Genomic DNA, 16,758 nt, shown 5'->3' with positions numbered 1-16,758 from the left:
GAGTGGAAAAGGGCGACTGGTTAGCGGCAGTTAGCTCTTGAAGAACTGCTCGGGGCGGGCCGGGCCAGGGGTGGGCCAGCCGAAGGAGTTGGGCATCTCCTTCATCAGGTTCACCACGTTGTTCTTGACGATCCCATAGCCATCGGGGGGGAGGCTGACGCCGAAGGTGAGGAACAGATCGGCCGCGTTCTGTAGGACCTGCGCCATGCGCTCGTTCTGGCCAGCCGGGTCGGCAGTGGCGACGAGATCGCGGTAGAGCTCCTGCTGCGCCTTAACCTCCGGGGGAGGCTCAACCGCCGCTTCATTGTCGGGTTGGGTGTAGTAGAGCGCCCAGCCGGGGGCATAGAAGCAGTTGTTGTTGATGGGCACGTAGAAGCGCGCGTCGAGCATGGCGGCAATGCCGGAATTGGCTCCGAACTGGTGCGCGGTGGCATCGTATTCACGACCGCGCCGCACGCGTTCTTCCCAGAGCGAGCGGTCCATGGTGCGCATCTGCGCATCAATGCCGACCGCCTGGAACATCGGGATAGCCAGCTCGAACATGTCGAGGAAGGTCGTACGGGTCTGGTCGATCTCGAAGATTATCGTGACGCGACGGCCTTGCTCGTCCAGCCGATAACCCTCGCCATCCTTGTTGGGGATGATGGCGTCGAGCATCTCGTTAGCCTTGGCTGGATCGTATTCGGTGAATTGCTTGGCCAACTGCTCGTTGTAGAGCGGATCACCCTCGCGCATAGAAGGCTGGGCAGGGGAACCCTGACCCACAAAGACCGCATCGATCATGGCCTGCCGGTCGATAGCGACCGAAAGCGCCTGCCGGAACGCCTTGTTGTTGAACAGGGCGTTCTTGACGGGATCGTTGTGGTTAAGGTTGAGCTGGAAGGCCATGACGTTAGCGGCCGTTTCTTTGAGCGTATAGAAGCTGTAGTCGCCCGTCTCCTGGCTGTCGAACAGGACCGGCTTGTTGGCCGGCGTGGCGATATACTGGTCCATGATGTCGACCTCGCCCTGCAGCGTCTTGAGCAGCAGCACTTCGGGATCGGCGACCATCTGGTAAACGACGCGATCGAAATAGGGCAGCTGGGTGCCGGCGGTGTCGACCTTGTAGTAGTAGGGATTACGGGTGGCGATGGCCTGTTCGGTGCTGGAGCCGGGGGCGCGATCAAACACCCAGGCGTTGAGCGTCGGGCGGTTGCCGTTCTGGTAGAAGGTGTTGTCGTCCAGCATGCCGATCTCGCGCTGAAACAGCGCAATCCAGCTTTCAAGGCCCGCTTCCTTGGCGAGGGCATCGGCCTCGGGATTGTAGCGGATGTGGAATTTTTCAAGGTAGTGCTTAGGGGTGCGGGTCAGCTGGTCCTGGTTGGCCCAGGCGAGCTGCTGCACGAAAAAGCCGTTGGGGCCGGGGAAGATGACTTTGAAGGTCTGCTCGTCGACCACTTCGAGCTTGGCAGGTTCCCCATCGACCATCCACCACGCATTGCTGCCATGGGAGGTTTCGGGGTCCATGAAGTAGGCGTCGTACCAGAACTGGACGTCAGCGGTGGTGAAGGGATGGCCGTCGGACCACTTGTGACCTTTGCGCAGGGTGAAGGTGTACTCGGTCGCGGCGTCGTTCACCGACCAGGATTCAGCAACATTTTCAACGAGTCCCGACCAATCCTGGTTGTAACGGACCAGCGGCTCATAGCCTTGGTAGCGCACCAGCATGGAGAGGGAGCCGCCCCCGACGAGGGCGTGGTTCCAGTCGCCGCCTTGCTGGCCGACGCGCTCGAGCGGGGTGATAACGAGCGGGTTGGCGGGCAGGCGTTCGGCGACGGGGGCCAGTTCGCCGCTGTCGACGCGCGCCTTAAGGAAGGCTGATTCCCCGGTGGTCTGGGCCCAGGCCCAGCCCGGCATGGCAGCAGCGCCGACAAGTGCGGAGCTGGCGACGATGAAAGCCCTGCGGCTGATGGATACCATGAATATCTCCTCCAAAAAACTAACCGCCTATGGCGTTGTCAGCTGCCGGGGAGCTTGCGACTACAAAATCGTTAGGTAAAGCGTTATGTTGTTATTGATGTGGATTATTGGGCAGGGTAGGTGGATGCAAGGCTGCGGCAGTACCTCGAACTGAGCCTTACAAGGAGCTTCGATGGCACGCGTTACCTTGTCCACTATCGCCCAGCATATGGGGCTTTCCAAATTTGCGGTTTCGCGGGCGCTGTCCGGCAAGGACGGTGTCAGTGAGGCAACGCGCCAGCGGGTGCAGCAGGTGGCCGACGAGCTTGGCTATGAACGCGCGGGTGGCGACAGCGGCGTGCCGGCGCTGGGGATCGTGTTCCACGACACCGACCTCGTAAACTCGGAACTGCACCTGCTGGTGCAGAGTGGCTTTCACACCGAAGCGCAGAAATACGGCTATCAGGTGCGCATGGCTTCCACTCATTTGCTGGATGAAGTGGAGGAGTTTGCCTTGCAATGTCAGGGTGTTGCTCTGGTTGGCCCACATTCGCTGGAAAGCATGACGCGCATCAAGGAACTCGGCATTCCCATGGCGCGCAATGGGTGGGTGGACCCTCTGGCACCATTTGATCTCGTGTCAGGCACCGATCATGAGGGCGGCGCCGCGGTGGCTAATTACCTGATTGAACTGGGTCACCGTAACATCGCCTATGTGCATGGCACGCCTGGTTATCGCGGCCGCACCGAGCGGTTCTATGGCATGCGCGAAGTGCTGGAAGCCCGAGAGGACGTGGAGTTTCGGGAGATCAAGTTCCACAGCGAGAAGCGCTTCACCGCGCATCTGAAGGAAGCGAAGGCAGATGGTTTCGAGCCGACGGCCCTCTTTTGCGCCCATGACGGGATGGCGCTGACGGTGGTGACCGAGCTGCTGACGCTGGGCTATCGGATCCCGGAAGATGTCTCGGTGGTAGGGTTTGGCGACTATTCTGCCGCTACCCAGATCACGCCGCACCTAACAACGGTTAGGGTGCATGGGCGCCAGATCGGGGCAGGGTTGGTGCGGGTGCTGGATGACCGGATCAAGGGGCGCATAGCGCCGGATGTGGCGGTTCGGATCTCGTTTGCAGCGCATCTGGTGGTGCGTGAATCGGCGGGGAAAGCCAGGGTTCGGGGGGCGGAAAGGCTGGCTGTGGAGTAGCTTGCTGGAGTATTCTTGACCGCCGCGCCGCAGGCGACCACCCAGTCAGAGTGCTCCCATGTCCGATTTCAGCCACAAAGATGAACGCGATCTGAACGAAGCGGAGGCGCAGCAGGAGCTGGCCCGGCTGGCCATGCTGATCCGCGAGGCTGATCTCGCCTATCATCAGCAGGATGCGCCGGTGATGACCGACGCGGAATACGATGCGTTGCGGCAGCGCAATGCGGCAATCGAGGAGCGCTTTCCGCAACTGGTGCGGGCAGACAGCCCGACCGAAACGGTGGGTGCGGCGCCAGCCGAAGCCTTCGCCAAGGTTCGGCATGGCGTGCCGATGCTCAGCCTGGGCAATGCGTTTGCCGATGAGGAGGTGGCCGAGTTCGTGCAGCGGGGGCGCAAGTTCTTCGAGAAGGACCTGGCGCGCGATCCGGCCATGCAGCTCGAGTTTACGGCTGAACCCAAGATCGACGGGCTTTCAGCATCATTGCGCTACGAGAAGGGCGTGTTTGTGCGTGGCGCCACGCGCGGCGATGGGACGGTGGGGGAGGACATCACCGAGAACCTCCGGACGATCGCCGATATCCCGGCAAAGCTTGAGGGGGAGGGTTGGCCTGACCTGATCGAGATCCGCGGCGAGGTTTATATGACCCATGCCGAGTTCAAGCGGCTCAAGGATCATTCGGCCAAGTTTGGCGGGCAGGAGTTTGTCAATCCGCGCAACACTGCGGCCGGGTCGCTGCGCCAGAAGGATCCCAAAATCACCGCCAGCCGCAAGCTCAACTTTTTTGCCTATGCCTGGGGCGAGGCGAGTGCGCCACCGGCGGCGACGCAGTGGGACGCAATGCAGAAGTTCCGCGACTGGGGCTTTGTGGTCAATCCGCTGCTGACCCGCACGGCTTCGGTGAGCGAGTTGCTGGAGCAGTACCGCAAGATCGAGGCACAGCGGGCGAGCCTCGGCTATGACATCGATGGCGTGGTCTACAAGCTCGACCGGCTGGACCTGCGCGAGCGCTGGGGGTTCGTGTCGCGCGCGCCGCGCTGGGCGATCGCGCATAAATTTCCAGCTGAGCAGGCGACCACCGTGCTGCTGGGGATCGACATCCAGGTGGGGCGCACCGGAGCGCTGACCCCGGTGGCGCGGCTTCAGCCGGTGACGGTGGGTGGCGTGGTGGTTGAGAACGCCACCTTGCACAATGAAGATTATATCGCGGGCAAGGGCAGCAATGGCGAGCCGATCCGCAATGGCGTCGATCTGCGCATTGGCGACACGGTGGTGGTGCAGCGCGCCGGGGACGTGATCCCGCAGATCGTCGATGTGGTGATGGAGCAGCGCCCCGTCGATGCGCAGCCCTTTGTGTATCCCCATCAATGCCCGGCCTGCGGGTCCGACGCGGTGCGCGAGATCAACGAAAAAACCGGCAAGCTCGATTCGGTGCGCCGCTGCACCGGCGAGTTGATCTGCCCGGCCCAAGCGGTGGAAAGCCTCAAGCACTTTGTGGGGCGCAACGCGATGGATATCGATGGCTTGGGCGACAAGCAGGTAGCACAGTTCTATGCCGAAGGGCGGATCGCGCGGGCGGCCGATATCTTCACCTTGCGGGCGCGCGACGAGCGCTCGGTCAAGAAATTGAAGGACGTGGAGGGGTTCGGCGCCGTATCCGTCCGCAAGCTGTTTGACGCCATCGATGCTCGACGCGAGCCGGAGCTCGATCGCTTCATCTTTGCGCTGGGGATTCGCCATGTCGGGGAAACCACGGCGGCGCTGCTGGCGCGCACGTTCGGGACAATCGAGGCGTTGCGCGACTCGGCGGTGGATTCGGCCAACCATGAAGGCGAGATCAGCCCGGTCTTTCCCCAGATCAACGGCATCGGGGAAACCGTGCGCTCGTCGGTGCTGGCGTTCTTCGGCAATGAGCGCAACATCCAGGCCCTCGATGATCTCCTCAAGGAGGTAAAGCCGAAACCCTATGTGGTGACCATTGCAGTCGATAGCGTGGTGGCGGGCAAGACCGTGGTGTTTACCGGATCGCTCGAAAAGATGACCCGGTCGGAAGCCAAGGCGATGGCCGAACGGCTGGGCGCGAAGGTTGCCGCCTCGGTTTCGGCGCAAACCGATATTCTGGTGGCGGGGCCCGGCGCCGGCTCCAAGCTCAAAAAGGCCGAGGAGCTTGGGGTTGAGGTGATCAGCGAAGAAGAGTGGTTCGAGCGGGTCACGCCGTGAGCCGCTTCGCTGACGGGTGGTCGCGAGCATGGGTTTGGGACGGCAGGCGGGGCAGGGCTCCCGCCCCGGATGGGATGGAGAGCAAGATGCGCGTGATGATGCTGGCCGCCATGGCGGTTTTGGGCTTGAGTGGATGGGCGATGGCGCAGCCATTCCCAACCCCCGAGGCGCTGCTGGAGGCGTTCTACGCGCCTTATTTCTCGGGTGAGTTCGCCGAGGACGAGTCCCAGTTCCGCTCGGCGGCGTTACAGGCGCTTTACGACGCCGATGCGCAAAATACGCCGGAGGGCGAGATGGGCGCGTTGTCGTTCGACCCCTTCATCAATGGGCAGGATTTCGAGATCACTGACCTTGCCATCGGTGAAGCGGCGGTGACCGGCGATGCGGCGGTGGTGGAAGTGAGCTTTGAGAACTTCGGCGAGCCGACCGAGCTGACCTATGAGCTAGTGCTGGAAGACGGCGGCTGGAAGATCGACGATGTAGCGTCCAACGATCCGGAGAACTCGTATCGGCTGAGCGAGATTTTTGCCGAGGCGCAGGGGGAGTGAGGGGCTGGCTCCCTCGTCTTCTCGCTCTTGAGGGGGGCGTGCCTCGGCAGACTCCGAGCATGTGGGGCCGCCTGAACCCCACCCTCGATCCCTCCCCTCAAGGGGGAGGGAAGGCTGACTGCGGGGCTGTGGACCTAGACGCACGATCTCGGGCGTGGGCCTCCCTCCCCTTGGAGGGGAGGGTTGGGGAGGGGGTCGATGGGTGGAACTGGATCGTCATTTCTCCCGCTTCGTTTACCCGATCCTGGTCGAAGGTGGAGTGGTTTTCGCATGGGTGGCCGCAGTGCTCCGTTCGGCGACCCCCTCCCTCGGTCCCTCCCCTCAAGGGGGAGGGAAGGCTCACTGAGGGGCTGGTGGGGGCGCCCAGATCGGTTGGTGTTGATCGTTCGTAGATCGGGGCTGGATGGCCCCCCACCCTTGATCCCTCCCCGCTAGGGGGAGGGTGTCGACTGATGAGCTGGTGGATCGAAAAAGGAGAGGATCAATCTGTGAGCGGCGCTGTGGCGGCTTCGAGCCAGGTTCTGACTTCTCCGGTGAGGTGGGGGCTGATCTCGGTGCGGACGCGGGCGTGGTAGGTGTTGAGCCAGGCGCGTTCTGGGGGCAGGAGGAGGGTCTCGTCGATCAGCTGGCGATCGATGGGGACGAGGGTCAGGGTTTCGAATTCGAGAAAGCCGGGAGCTACGGCGCTGTCGCGGACTGCGAGGAGGTTTTCGATGCGGATGCCGTATTCGCCTGATTTGTAGTAGCCGGGCTCATTGGACAGCACCATGCCCGGCTCGAGCGGCAGGGTGTAGCGCGAGGAGATGCCGATGGGGCCCTCGTGCACACTGAGGGCGGCGCCCACGCCGTGGCCGGTGCCGTGATTATAGGTGACCCCGGCCTGCCACAGGAACTGGCGGGCGAGCACATCGATCTGGGCACCCGACGTGCCCTTAGGGAAGCGGGCCATCGAAATGGCGATCATCCCCTTGAGGACGCGGGTGAAGCGGTCGCGCTGTTCATCGGTGGCGGGGCCGCACGCCATGGTGCGGGTAATGTCGGTAGTGCCCGAGAGATATTGTGCGCCCGAATCCACCAGCATGAGCTCGCCCGGTGCGAGGGTGCGGTTGGTTTTTTCGGTCACGCGGTAGTGCACGATGGCCCCATTGGGGCCGGCGCCTGAAATGGTGTCGAAGCTGGCGTCGAGGCAGGTGGGCTCCTCGCGGCGGAAGGCTTCAAGGGCGGTAACGATGGCGATCTCGGTCAGGGTGCCGGTGGGTGCACTCTGGGCGAACCAGGCGAGGAATTTGGCGAGAGCGATGCCATCGAGCTTGTGGGCTTCGCGCATGCCGGCCAGTTCCGCCTCGTTCTTGCGCGACTTGGGCAGCAGCACCGGGTCACGTTTTTCCACGAGCGTGGCGCCAGCGGCTTTGAGGGCGGCTGCGACCGCTTCGGGCGCGGTGGCGGGATCCACTAGCACGCGCTTGCCGGCACCGCCAAGCGCTTCGAGCGCGGCGGGGAACTCGGCTACGGGATGGACGAGGTCGGCGAGCGGGCGGATGGCAGCCAGGCGCTCGGGCGTGAGCTTGGCGCCATCGACGTAAAGGGCGACATTGCGGTCCTTGTCGACCGTGGCATAGCCCAGGACGAAGGGCGCGTTGGGCACGTCGCTGCCGCGGATATTGAGCAGCCAGCAGATGGATTCGGGCAGGTTCAGAACGACGGCATCGGCGCCTTCGGCCTGAAGCGCCGTCGCGAGGTCCTCGAGCTTGCCGGCGCTGGATTTGCCGGTGAGATTGTCCGAGCGCAGGGTGATGGGGGCGTTGGGCGGAGCGGGACGGTCGGTCCAGATGGCGTCGACGAGGTTGGCAACCGGGCGCAGGGTGACGCGGCCGGCCAGGCGCTCGGTCAGCTCGCGGATTTCGGCGGGGGTATGGAGCCAGGGATCATAGGCCAGCACGCCATTGGCCGGCACGTAGTTGCCGATTTCGGTGCCGAGGGTGGTGCCCTGGCCGATTTCGATGACATCGACCAAGGTGGTGTCGGTCTGGGCGGGAGCCTGGAGGGTGTAGCGGCTATCGATAAAAAGGGCGGCGCGCTCGGGGCCGATCACGGCGACGCCGGCGGAACCGGTAAAGCCGGTGACATAGGCGAGGCGCGCTTCGCTCGGGGGCACTGATTCGCCGCGATGGGCATCGGCCCGCGGGATGAGGAAGCCATCGACACCGGCCTGCGACATTTGCGCCCGCAAGGCCTGGAGCCGGGGCGCAACATTGGCCGGGTCGGACTTTTCGGCAAAGCTCTGGAAGATGGCGGGCGGGAAGGTGGCGGGCATGGGAAGTCCTCGGAAGCATGGGAGGTTTGACCCCATTGTAGCGGGGTATGAGGCGGATGGAAAACCGGGCGCCGACGGGAGATTAAAGCGGCGGTAACCGGGGTTGCAGGACTGGCATGGCTGGTCTGTGCGCGCGGGCCTTACCCCGGTAGGCGGTTCGGCCTAGATGTGAACGCGGCGATAAGATTTGTCGTCACCGTGCATGGAGTTTGCTGCAATGGCCGAGAACAAGATCGACTTCCGCAAGGCGCTGGGTTCCGTCGTGGATGCGCGCGGTCGCGAAACCAGCCGTCCGGGCAACTACCACATGCAGCACCAGCTGATCGGCGCCTTCACCAAGCGCCCCTGAGGCCGCTGTTTGGTTTTTTGCCGGACCTGATCACGAGCTGATCCGAGGATCCCCGAACCTGCGTTCGGGGATTTTGCTTTTTAGGGGCTGCGCCTCAGCGCTTTTGCAGCATCAGGGTGGTCCATTCCTTGCGCTGCAGCTTTTGCACCAGCACCATGCCCTGGCGGGCATAGGCGACAATGACGCCGCGCGACTGGTGCTCCAAAATGCCCGACAGAATGATGGAGGCGCCGGGCTCGGCGATGCGGCCCATGGCGGGAGCGAGCGCGGTGAGGGGCCCCGCGAGGATATTGGCGACGATCAGGTCATAGGGCGCGCCGGCCTGGATCGTGGGGTGGTTGAGGCCGGTGGCCTCGATGGGCACGATGAAGCGCGATACGCCATTGATGGCGGCATTTTCGGCGGTGGTGGTGACGGCGATGGGATCGATGTCGCTGGCGATCACCGGGGTCTTGAGGCGCTTGGCCAGCGCGATGGCAAGGACCCCGGTGCCGGTGCCGACATCGAGCATGCGCCGAGGGCGGCCGCGCTTGAGGACGCGATCAATGGCTTCAAGGCAGCCGGTGGTGGTTTCGTGGTGGCCGGTGCCGAAGGCCTGGGCAGCGTCGATCTTCATGGCGGTATAGCCATGCGGGATCGCACCTTCGTGGTGGCTGCCATAGACATAAAAGCCGCCGGCGATCACGGGGGGCAGGCCTTCAAGGGATTTGGCCACCCAGTTCACTTCGGGATCGAGTGTCGTGACGCTCCATTGCACGGTGCCACCGAGGGTTTGCCGGGCGAGGGCGGAGAAGGCTTCGAGATCGGGCGGCGAATCGCAGACGGCTTCGAAGAACCATTCGCCCGTCGCTTCGTTCTCATGGGCAGAGGCGGTGAGCGCGAGGTCGTCGCGCTCCATCACGGCATCGACCAGCTTATAAGCGTCATCCTTGGAGAGCGGGGTGGAGAGTTGATCGACAGACATGCAGGGCTTCCAAAAGAGAGCAGGGCGATGGTGCCCTTCTAGGGGGTTGGGGAGGAAAATACCATGTACGGGTTGATCGGAAAGCTTTTGGCGGCACCGGGCAAGCGGGTGGACTTGCTGGAAATCCTGATGGAGGGCAATGCGCGGATGCCGGGGTGCCTCTCCTATGTGGTGGCCATCGATCCGGCGAGCACGGACGGGATCTGGGTCACCGAGGTGTGGGACAACAAGGATAGCCACGCCGCTTCGCTGCAGCTGCCACGCGTGCAGCAGATGATTGCGCGGGCCCGGCCGATCATTGCCGGGTTTGGCGAGCGGTTCGAAACCGAGCCGCTCGGGGGCGTGGGGCTGCTGCCGCAGATCGTGCCGGCCGAAGACTAAGGCTAGAGCTTGACCGCGGTGCCCGAGACCGAGACCATCAGCATCGAGCCGCTGTCGCCGACAACTTCATAGTCGATATCGACGCCGACCACGGCATCGGCGCCGAGGCGGCGGGCTTCGTCGCGCAGTTCCTCGAAGGCCTGCTCGCGCGCCTGGCGCAAGGTGGATTCATAGGCGCCCGAGCGGCCGCCGACAAAGTCGCGGATGCCGGCAAAGAGGTCTTTGAACACATTGGCACCCACGATCACTTCGCCCGTGACAATGCCGCGATATTCGCGGATCGGGCGGCCTTCTAGCGTGGGGGTGGTGGAAACGATCATGACGGTCAGCCCTTTTTGATGAAGCTATCGAGCACTTTCTTGCGGCCCGCTTTTTCGAACTCGATGGTCAGCTTGTTGCCCTCGATATCGGTGATGAGGCCGTAGCCGAACTTAAGGTGGAAGACGCGCTCGCCGGCGGCATAGCCCGAGCTTGAGCCCAGATCCACCGAGCGGGCGACCAGTTCACCCTCGATGGTGGTGGGGCCGCCGCCCTTGCGACTGGCCTGCTGGGCGCGGGCGCGCTGCCAGCCGGGGGTCTGATAGACGCTTTCGAACGGGTCGGCCTTGTTGAAGCGCGAGCTCGCGCCCCCGCCATAGCCATAGCCGCCATAAGCGGAGCCGCGGTCGGTGACTTCAACGGCGTCGGCAGGCAGTTCGTCGATGAAGCGGGAGGGGATGGCGGACTGCCAGAGGCCGTGGATGCGCCGGTTCTGGGCGGCCGAAATGCGCACGCGCTTGCGGCCGCGGGTAATGCCGACATAGCCCAGGCGCCGTTCTTCCTCGAGCCCGGCGCGACCGGATTCGTCCATGGAGCGCTGGCTGGGGAAGGTGCCATCCTCCCAGCCGGGCAGGAACACAGTGTCGAATTCGAGCCCCTTGGCGGAATGGAGGGTCATGATGGTGACCGCATCGGTCGCTTCGACGCTGTCGCGCTCCATGACAAGCGAGATGTGTTCGAGAAAACCGCCCAGGGTTTCGAACTCTTCCATGGAGCGGCTGAGTTCCTTGAGGTTTTCCTTGCGCCCGTCGGATTCGGCCGACCGGTCGGCCGCCAACATGTCCATATAGCCGCTTTCCTCGAGGATCTGCTCGACCAGCTGGTAGGGCGGCAGGCTTTGGGAGCGATAGGCCCAATCGTCGAACTGGGTAACAAGGCTGCGCAACGTGGTGCGCTGCTTGGGCTTGAGTTCCTCGGTTTGCACCATCATGCGTGTTGCCTGGAGCAGCGGGATGCGCTGGTGGCGGGCGGTGGCGGTCAGCATGTTGACGGTGGAATCACCGAGACCGCGTTTGGGCACGTTGATGATGCGCTCGAAGGCGAGGTCGTCGGCGGGTTGCGCGACGAGCCTGAGATACGCCAGCGCATCGCGGATTTCCTTGCGCTCGTAAAAGCGCGGGCCGCCGACAACGCGGTAGTTGAGCCCAAGGGTGATGAAGCGCTCTTCGAACTCGCGCATCTGGAAGGAGGCGCGCACGAGGATCGCCATTGAATTGAGCGGCTCACCGGCGCGCTGGTACTGCTCGATCTCCTCGCCGACCGTGCGCGCTTCTTCCTCGCTGTCGTAGACCTGAGTGAAGGACACCAGCTCGCCGCCTTCGGCAATATCGGTGTGGAGCGTCTTGCCCAAGCGGCCTTCGTTGAAGGCGATCAGGGTCGACGCGGCCTTTAGGATATTGGCAGTGGAGCGATAATTGCGCTCGAGCTTGATCACCTTGGCGCCGGGGAAATCGCTTTCAAAGCGCAGGATGTTGTCCACTTCCGCGCCACGCCAGCCATAGATGGACTGGTCGTCGTCACCCACGACGCAGATATTGGCTTCGGGCGCCGGCTTGCCTTGGGCCAGCAGGCGCAGCCAGAGATATTGGGCGGTGTTGCTGTCCTGGTATTCGTCCACCAGCATGTATTTGAACTTGCGGTGGTACTCGGCCAGCACTTCGGGATTTTCCCGGAACAGGCGAATGCATTCGAGCAGCAGATCGCCGAAATCGGCGGCGTTTAGCGTCTTCAGCCGGGACTGATAGTCGTAGTAGAGCTTGCCGCCCTTGCCATTGGCGTAAAAGCCGCTTTCGGCAGCTGGCACGTCCTTGGGCAGCCAGCCGCGGTTTTTCCAGGCGTCGAGCATGCCGGCGAATTGCCGAGCAGGCCATCGCTTCTCATCGATGTTCTCTGCGGCCAGCAACTGCTTGATCAGCCGGATCTGATCATCGGTATCGAGAATGGTGAACTGGGGCTTGAGGTCCACCAGTTCGGCATGGGCGCGCAGGATGCGGGCGGAAACGGAGTGGAACGTGCCCATCCAGGGCAGTCCGTCCAGGCTGGGCACGATGTCGTGGATGCGCCGCTTCATCTCGGCGGCGGCCTTGTTGGTGAAGGTCACGGCAAGGATCTGGCTGCCCCAGGCCATGCGCTGGTTGAGGATATGGGCGATGCGGGTGGTCAGAACGCGCGTCTTGCCGGTGCCGGCGCCCGCGAGCACGAGGAGCGGGCCTTCGGTCGAGACCACCGCTTCGCGCTGTTCGGGATTGAGCCCGGACAGATAATCTGGCGCGGCGGCGCGGCGCAGCTGGCTGGTGATCGGCCCGGGGGCGGGGCGGTCATGGTCGTGAGCTTCAGCGGGCATCGAGTTGCTTTCCATCGCCTGGCGCCATCGTGCGGCGCGGCGCGAGGATTGACGAATCTTGGTTTGTTCTCACCGCAATATAGGTGCGCAGGGCGCCGGTGTATAGAACGCGGCATGGTCCATCGCCGGGCAGCACGGCCATATTGGGGCCGATTTGCCGTTTCGCGGGCCATCCTTCAGCCCTTTTACCGCCTCAGCGACAAGCAAGGCTCGCCAAAGGCGCGAATGCGCTGATATGCGGGGACAGGCGGGGTTGCGCGAGGCGCGGGCTTGCCTAAACTCCGCTGCGAACACCGGGTGAACACGCGCCGTGCTGAACCGCATCTATATCATCATCGGTACCCTGGCGATCATCGTGCTCGCCGGCGCATTCATCGCACCCTATTTCATCCGCTGGAGCGATTATCGCGGGCGGATGGAAGAGTTGGCCACAAGCGTGCTCGGCACTCCTGTGACGGTGCGTGGCGACATCGCCTTCAGCCTGTTGCCCAATCCGCGCCTCGAATTTTCCGATGTGCTGGTGGGTTCCCCCGAGGAGCCGGCCGCGACGGTTGGCTCGGTCGAAGCTGAATTCTCGCTGATGGATTTCCTGCGCGACAACTACAATGTCACCCGGCTGGTGCTGCGCGAACCGGTGATCGACTTCACCGTGGATGAAAGCGGGTTGTTTGGCAGCGGCGTCGATGTTTCGGGTGATCGCTCGGCCGTGGCGCTGCAGCAGGCGAGCATCGTGGATGCAACGATTCGCCTGGCGGACCGGCGGGCCGGCGACAACTTCGTGCTCGACGATCTCGATGGCGAATTGCGGCTGGCGAGTTTTTCGGGACCGTTCCAGTTTCAGGGCAATGCCGATTACGCTGATCGCCGCTATGCCTTGCGGTTCAACGCTGCGGTGCCCGAAGGCGATGGCAGCAGCCGCGTGAGCTTTTATCTCGAGCCGGTGGATCGCTCCTCATCGCTGAGCCTTGAGGGCGTGCTGCTGGGTGGCATGGCGCCCAAGCTGGATGGCCGGCTGGTATATCGACAAACCCCGCCAGCGGGCGAAAACGCCGATGCGATCCATGGCGATCTGGTGTTTGAAAGCCCCGTCAGCGGGTCTGCCGACCGGATTGTCTTGTCCGGTTACACCTTGCAGCCTGACGAGACGCGGGCGGGAACGCGGCTGACTGGCGCGGCCAGCATCCAGCTGGGCGCGCAGCGCAGTTTCGATGCGGTGATTTCGGGGGGCGTATTTGCGCTGCCGCCGCGCGACGCTTACGAAAACACTGCTGATCTGCCTTATGAACTGGTGCGGATGCTGGCGGAATTGCCCGCGGCACCGGTACCGCAGCTGCCTGGGCGGATCGGGGTTGATCTGGCAGAGGTGGGCTTGCGCGGCTTCGCCTTACGCAATTTGCGGCTCGATGCGCGCAGCGATGGCAGCCAATGGCGCATCGAGCAACTGATCGCGCGCCTGCCGGGGGAAACCGAGTTGCGCGCGCAGGGAATGGTGACGGGCGAAGGGGACCAGCCCGTGTTCACGGGCGAGCTGGCACTGACCAGCCAAAGGCTCGATGCGCTGGCGCAGCTGTGGCGCAAGCCAGCCGAAGACAATCCGCTGTTCAACCAGCCGGGCTCGCTCGCGGCCCGGGTGATCCTGGGTCCCGACGCGTTGGGACTGACGGGCGGTCGGCTGACCCTGGACGAGCAGGTGCATGGGCTCGAAATGCGGATCGGGTTCGGCGAGGAACCGCGGCTCGACGTGGTGGCGCAGCTGGGTGAGCTCGGTGGCCAGGGCAGCGCAATTTTGGCGGCGCTGCTGCCGGGCATCGGCAATGAACCGCAATTCGGCAACAGCTTTCCCGAAGGCAGCTTTGCCGTGAATGCCCGCAGCGCCGAAGTGCTGGGGCAGGCGGGACGCGAGCTGCAGGCGCAAGGCGAGTGGTCGCCAGGGCAATTGCGGCTGGAGCGGCTCGCGGCAGCTGACCTGGGGGGCGTGGGGCTGGATGCCCAATTGCAGCTGGCAGGGAGTTTGACGGAACCGGTGATCAGCGGGGATGGCAGCGTGCAGATTGCGGCGGCCGATGCGCCGGCGCTGCGTGCCGTTTACGACCTGCTGGCGGTGCCGGAGGGTTGGCGGCAATGGCTGGCGGGTTCGGCTCCCGCTGATCTGCGCTTCGATCTGGCGGCGCCCGTCGATGGGGGCGCGCAATCGCTGACCCTCGACGGCACGCTCGGGACCGCGGCGCTGCATGGGCGGGCGGAATTGTCGGGTGGGCTCAACGGGGCGCTGTCGGCGCCAGTGCGCCTGCAAGCCAATCTCGAAAGCACGGATATCGAGGCGCTGACGCGGCAGTTGGGACTCGGTGATGCGGTGGTGTTCAGCGGCAGCGGCTCGGCGCTGGTGGTGGCAGGGCTGCAGGGCAACGCCGAGAACGGCTTTACCCTTGGGCTCAATGCGAGCCTGGGCGAGGAACGGGTGAGCTTCAACGGTGATGTCGCGGTGGCCGACACGGGCGAGTTGCAGGGCGATGGGCGCATCGAGCTCGCGCTCGAGGATGCCAGCGGGCTGGCGCAGGTGGTGGGGGCCGATGGGGTGAGTCTGCCGGGCGTAAGTGTCGGTGCGCAATTGCGGTTCGAAGGCGAGCGCGTGCTGGCCCTGAGCGAGATCGGCGGCCAGGCTGGGGATGCCGGCTTTTCGGGCAGGCTGACGCGGACACGAAGAGGCGATGCGGCGGCGCTGGAGGGGGAGCTGACCCTCGAGGCGGCGAGCGTCGAGGGGATTGCGGCGACGGTGTTTGGACCGGCGGCGCTGGTAGGGGCGGATGGCGCCTGGCCCGAAGGGCCGATCAGTGCGGGCGCTGGAGGGCGCGGTACGCGGGGCTCGGTCCGGGTCACCGCGGAGGCCATCTCTGCCGGGGGTGCCCCGTTGCTGCGCGATGCGGGCTGGGAGCTGGCCTGGGACGACAACCGTTTGCGCCTGGCGGGCTTTACGGCGCGGGCGGGGAATGGCGAAGTGCGGCTCGATGGCGCGGTGTGTTGCTCGGGGGCGCTGGCCGACAAGACCGTCACCGGGCGATTGTCGGTGGCAGGGGTTGACCTGGCTGGCCTGGCGCCGGCAGGGCTGGCATCGGTGCTCGGTGGCAGGCTCGATGGCGGGGTGCAGTTCGAGGGCACGGGTGCGAGCCTGGCCGGCGTGGCGGAAAGCCTGGCGGGGGAAGGCAATTTCACCCTGGCCGATTTCACTGCGGCCGGACTCGACCCCGATGTGTTCGGCACGGTGGCAGGGCTCGAGGATGTGCTGGAAACACCGCCTGAAACGCTGACGACGCTGATGGGGATCGCGCTGGGCGAGGGGCCGTTCCGGGCGCCCAGCGTCACTGGCGCATTCACCATTGCGGGCGGGGTGGTCCGGCTGGGCAATCTCCTGGCCGAAAACCCGACGGCGCGGCTGGCGGGCAGCGTTGACCTTGATCTGCGCACGCTGGCGCTGCAGGGGCGGTTTGCACTCACGCCGAAGGGCTTTGTTGATCCGCAGGGGCTGGTGCGCGACGACACCAGCCAGATCTTTACCGCGATTGGGGGGACGATCGGGGCGCCGGAAGTGCGGCTCGACCTCGAGCCGATGGTCGGCGCGATCCAGGTGCGGGCCAATGAGATCGAGGTGGACCGGCTCGAAGCCTTGCGCATCGAGGATGCCGAGCGGCAGCGTGCGGCGGCAGAAGCGCGCAACAGGCTGATCGAGCAGCAGCGCCAGCAGCGCGCCGCCGAGGAAGCGGCGCGCCTGGCCGAGGAAGCAGCGGAAGCGGAGCGGCTGGCTGAAGAAGAGGCCGAGCGGCAGCGCCTTGAAGCAGAAGCCGAAGCCGAGGCAGAGGCGGCGCAGGAGCCTATCGAGGAGGCGCCACCGGCTTTGCCGCAGGGGCCGCTCAATCTCGAGTTTACGCCGCTGCAGGTGCTGCCGGGCGCGAGTTTCGGACGCTAATCGGTAGCCGGAATGCGCCCCTGCAGCCAGGCCAGGGCGGCGAGACGCAAGGCAGAAGACAAGTTGGTGGTGTGACGGGTTTCGTCGACCGATTTGACGAGGCCGGCAAGGCTTTGCCCGGATTGTGCGGCCATTTGCTCCAGCACGGCCCAGAACTCGGGTTCAAGCGCGATGCTGGTGCGGTGGCCGGCAATGGACAGGGAGCGCTTCTGCACCGCCCCG

The 16,758-nt window shown here is 64.5% G+C and carries 12 protein-coding genes; 6 read left to right on the top strand and 6 right to left on the bottom strand.

The features are described 5' to 3' along the window. Positions 1–30 precede the first annotated feature (30 nt). Positions 31–1,959: an ABC transporter substrate-binding protein gene (locus HRU92_RS08280; RefSeq protein ID WP_173088013.1), complete on the bottom strand. Its 1,929-nt coding sequence runs from the start codon at positions 1,957–1,959 to the stop codon at positions 31–33. Positions 1,960–2,131: 172 nt separating this feature from the next. Here HRU92_RS08280 and HRU92_RS08275 point away from each other — a divergent pair, with 172 nt between their 5' ends. From HRU92_RS08275 to HRU92_RS08265, 3 genes are all read left to right on the top strand, one after another. Further along, a complete protein-coding gene (locus HRU92_RS08275; RefSeq protein ID WP_172123652.1) occupies positions 2,132–3,139 on the top strand; it encodes a LacI family DNA-binding transcriptional regulator in 1,008 nt (335 codons plus the stop codon). 58 nt (positions 3,140–3,197) lie between these two features. After that, positions 3,198–5,357 carry an NAD-dependent DNA ligase LigA gene (gene ligA / locus HRU92_RS08270; RefSeq protein WP_172123651.1) on the top strand — a complete coding sequence of 720 codons (2,160 nt, stop codon included), beginning with the start codon at positions 3,198–3,200 and terminating at the stop codon, positions 5,355–5,357. A gap of 86 nt (positions 5,358–5,443) precedes the next feature. Beyond that, the gene (locus HRU92_RS08265; protein ID WP_172123650.1) at positions 5,444–5,905 is read left to right on the top strand and encodes a DUF3828 domain-containing protein; all 462 of its coding nucleotides are present in this window, start codon (positions 5,444–5,446) and stop codon (positions 5,903–5,905) included. A gap of 481 nt (positions 5,906–6,386) precedes the next feature. On the opposite strand, the gene HRU92_RS08260 is transcribed toward HRU92_RS08265, so the two are convergent. Continuing rightward, positions 6,387–8,219 carry an aminopeptidase P family protein gene (locus tag HRU92_RS08260; protein ID WP_173088011.1) on the bottom strand — a complete coding sequence of 611 codons (1,833 nt, stop codon included), beginning with the start codon at positions 8,217–8,219 and terminating at the stop codon, positions 6,387–6,389. Positions 8,220–8,436: 217 nt separating this feature from the next. Here HRU92_RS08260 and HRU92_RS20745 point away from each other — a divergent pair, with 217 nt between their 5' ends. Further along, the gene (locus HRU92_RS20745; RefSeq protein ID WP_282567554.1) at positions 8,437–8,568 is read left to right on the top strand and encodes a hypothetical protein; all 132 of its coding nucleotides are present in this window, start codon (positions 8,437–8,439) and stop codon (positions 8,566–8,568) included. A gap of 94 nt (positions 8,569–8,662) precedes the next feature. Here the strand turns inward: HRU92_RS20745 and HRU92_RS08255 are convergent, their stop codons facing one another. Continuing rightward, complete coding sequence (locus HRU92_RS08255; protein ID WP_173088009.1) at positions 8,663–9,532, bottom strand: 50S ribosomal protein L11 methyltransferase; 870 nt, start codon at positions 9,530–9,532, stop codon at positions 8,663–8,665. A gap of 63 nt (positions 9,533–9,595) precedes the next feature. On the opposite strand from HRU92_RS08255, the gene HRU92_RS08250 reads away from it, so the two are divergent. Further along, positions 9,596–9,913: a putative quinol monooxygenase gene (locus tag HRU92_RS08250; RefSeq protein ID WP_172123647.1), complete on the top strand. Its 318-nt coding sequence runs from the start codon at positions 9,596–9,598 to the stop codon at positions 9,911–9,913. A 2-nt stretch (positions 9,914–9,915) separates the two neighbouring features. On the opposite strand, the gene HRU92_RS08245 is transcribed toward HRU92_RS08250, so the two are convergent. Next, the gene (locus HRU92_RS08245; protein ID WP_127753544.1) at positions 9,916–10,233 is read right to left on the bottom strand and encodes a heavy metal-binding domain-containing protein; all 318 of its coding nucleotides are present in this window, start codon (positions 10,231–10,233) and stop codon (positions 9,916–9,918) included. Between the two features lie 5 nt (positions 10,234–10,238). Further along, the gene (locus tag HRU92_RS08240; protein ID WP_248307057.1) at positions 10,239–12,575 is read right to left on the bottom strand and encodes a UvrD-helicase domain-containing protein; all 2,337 of its coding nucleotides are present in this window, start codon (positions 12,573–12,575) and stop codon (positions 10,239–10,241) included. A gap of 310 nt (positions 12,576–12,885) precedes the next feature. Here HRU92_RS08240 and HRU92_RS08235 point away from each other — a divergent pair, with 310 nt between their 5' ends. After that, positions 12,886–16,536 carry an AsmA-like C-terminal region-containing protein gene (locus HRU92_RS08235; protein ID WP_172123645.1) on the top strand — a complete coding sequence of 1,217 codons (3,651 nt, stop codon included), beginning with the start codon at positions 12,886–12,888 and terminating at the stop codon, positions 16,534–16,536. Here HRU92_RS08235 and HRU92_RS08230 read toward each other — a convergent pair. Beyond that, positions 16,533–16,751, bottom strand: coding sequence for a ribbon-helix-helix domain-containing protein (locus HRU92_RS08230; RefSeq protein ID WP_349236710.1), 219 nt, complete (start codon positions 16,749–16,751; stop codon positions 16,533–16,535). The two genes, HRU92_RS08235 and HRU92_RS08230, sit on opposite strands and share 4 nt — an antisense overlap. Positions 16,752–16,758 lie beyond the last annotated feature (7 nt).

The organism is Devosia sp. 1635 (assembly GCF_013185955.1).
In the GTDB taxonomy this organism is placed as follows: domain Bacteria; phylum Pseudomonadota; class Alphaproteobacteria; order Rhizobiales; family Devosiaceae; genus Devosia.
This window is presented reverse-complemented; position numbering and strand designations above follow the sequence as displayed.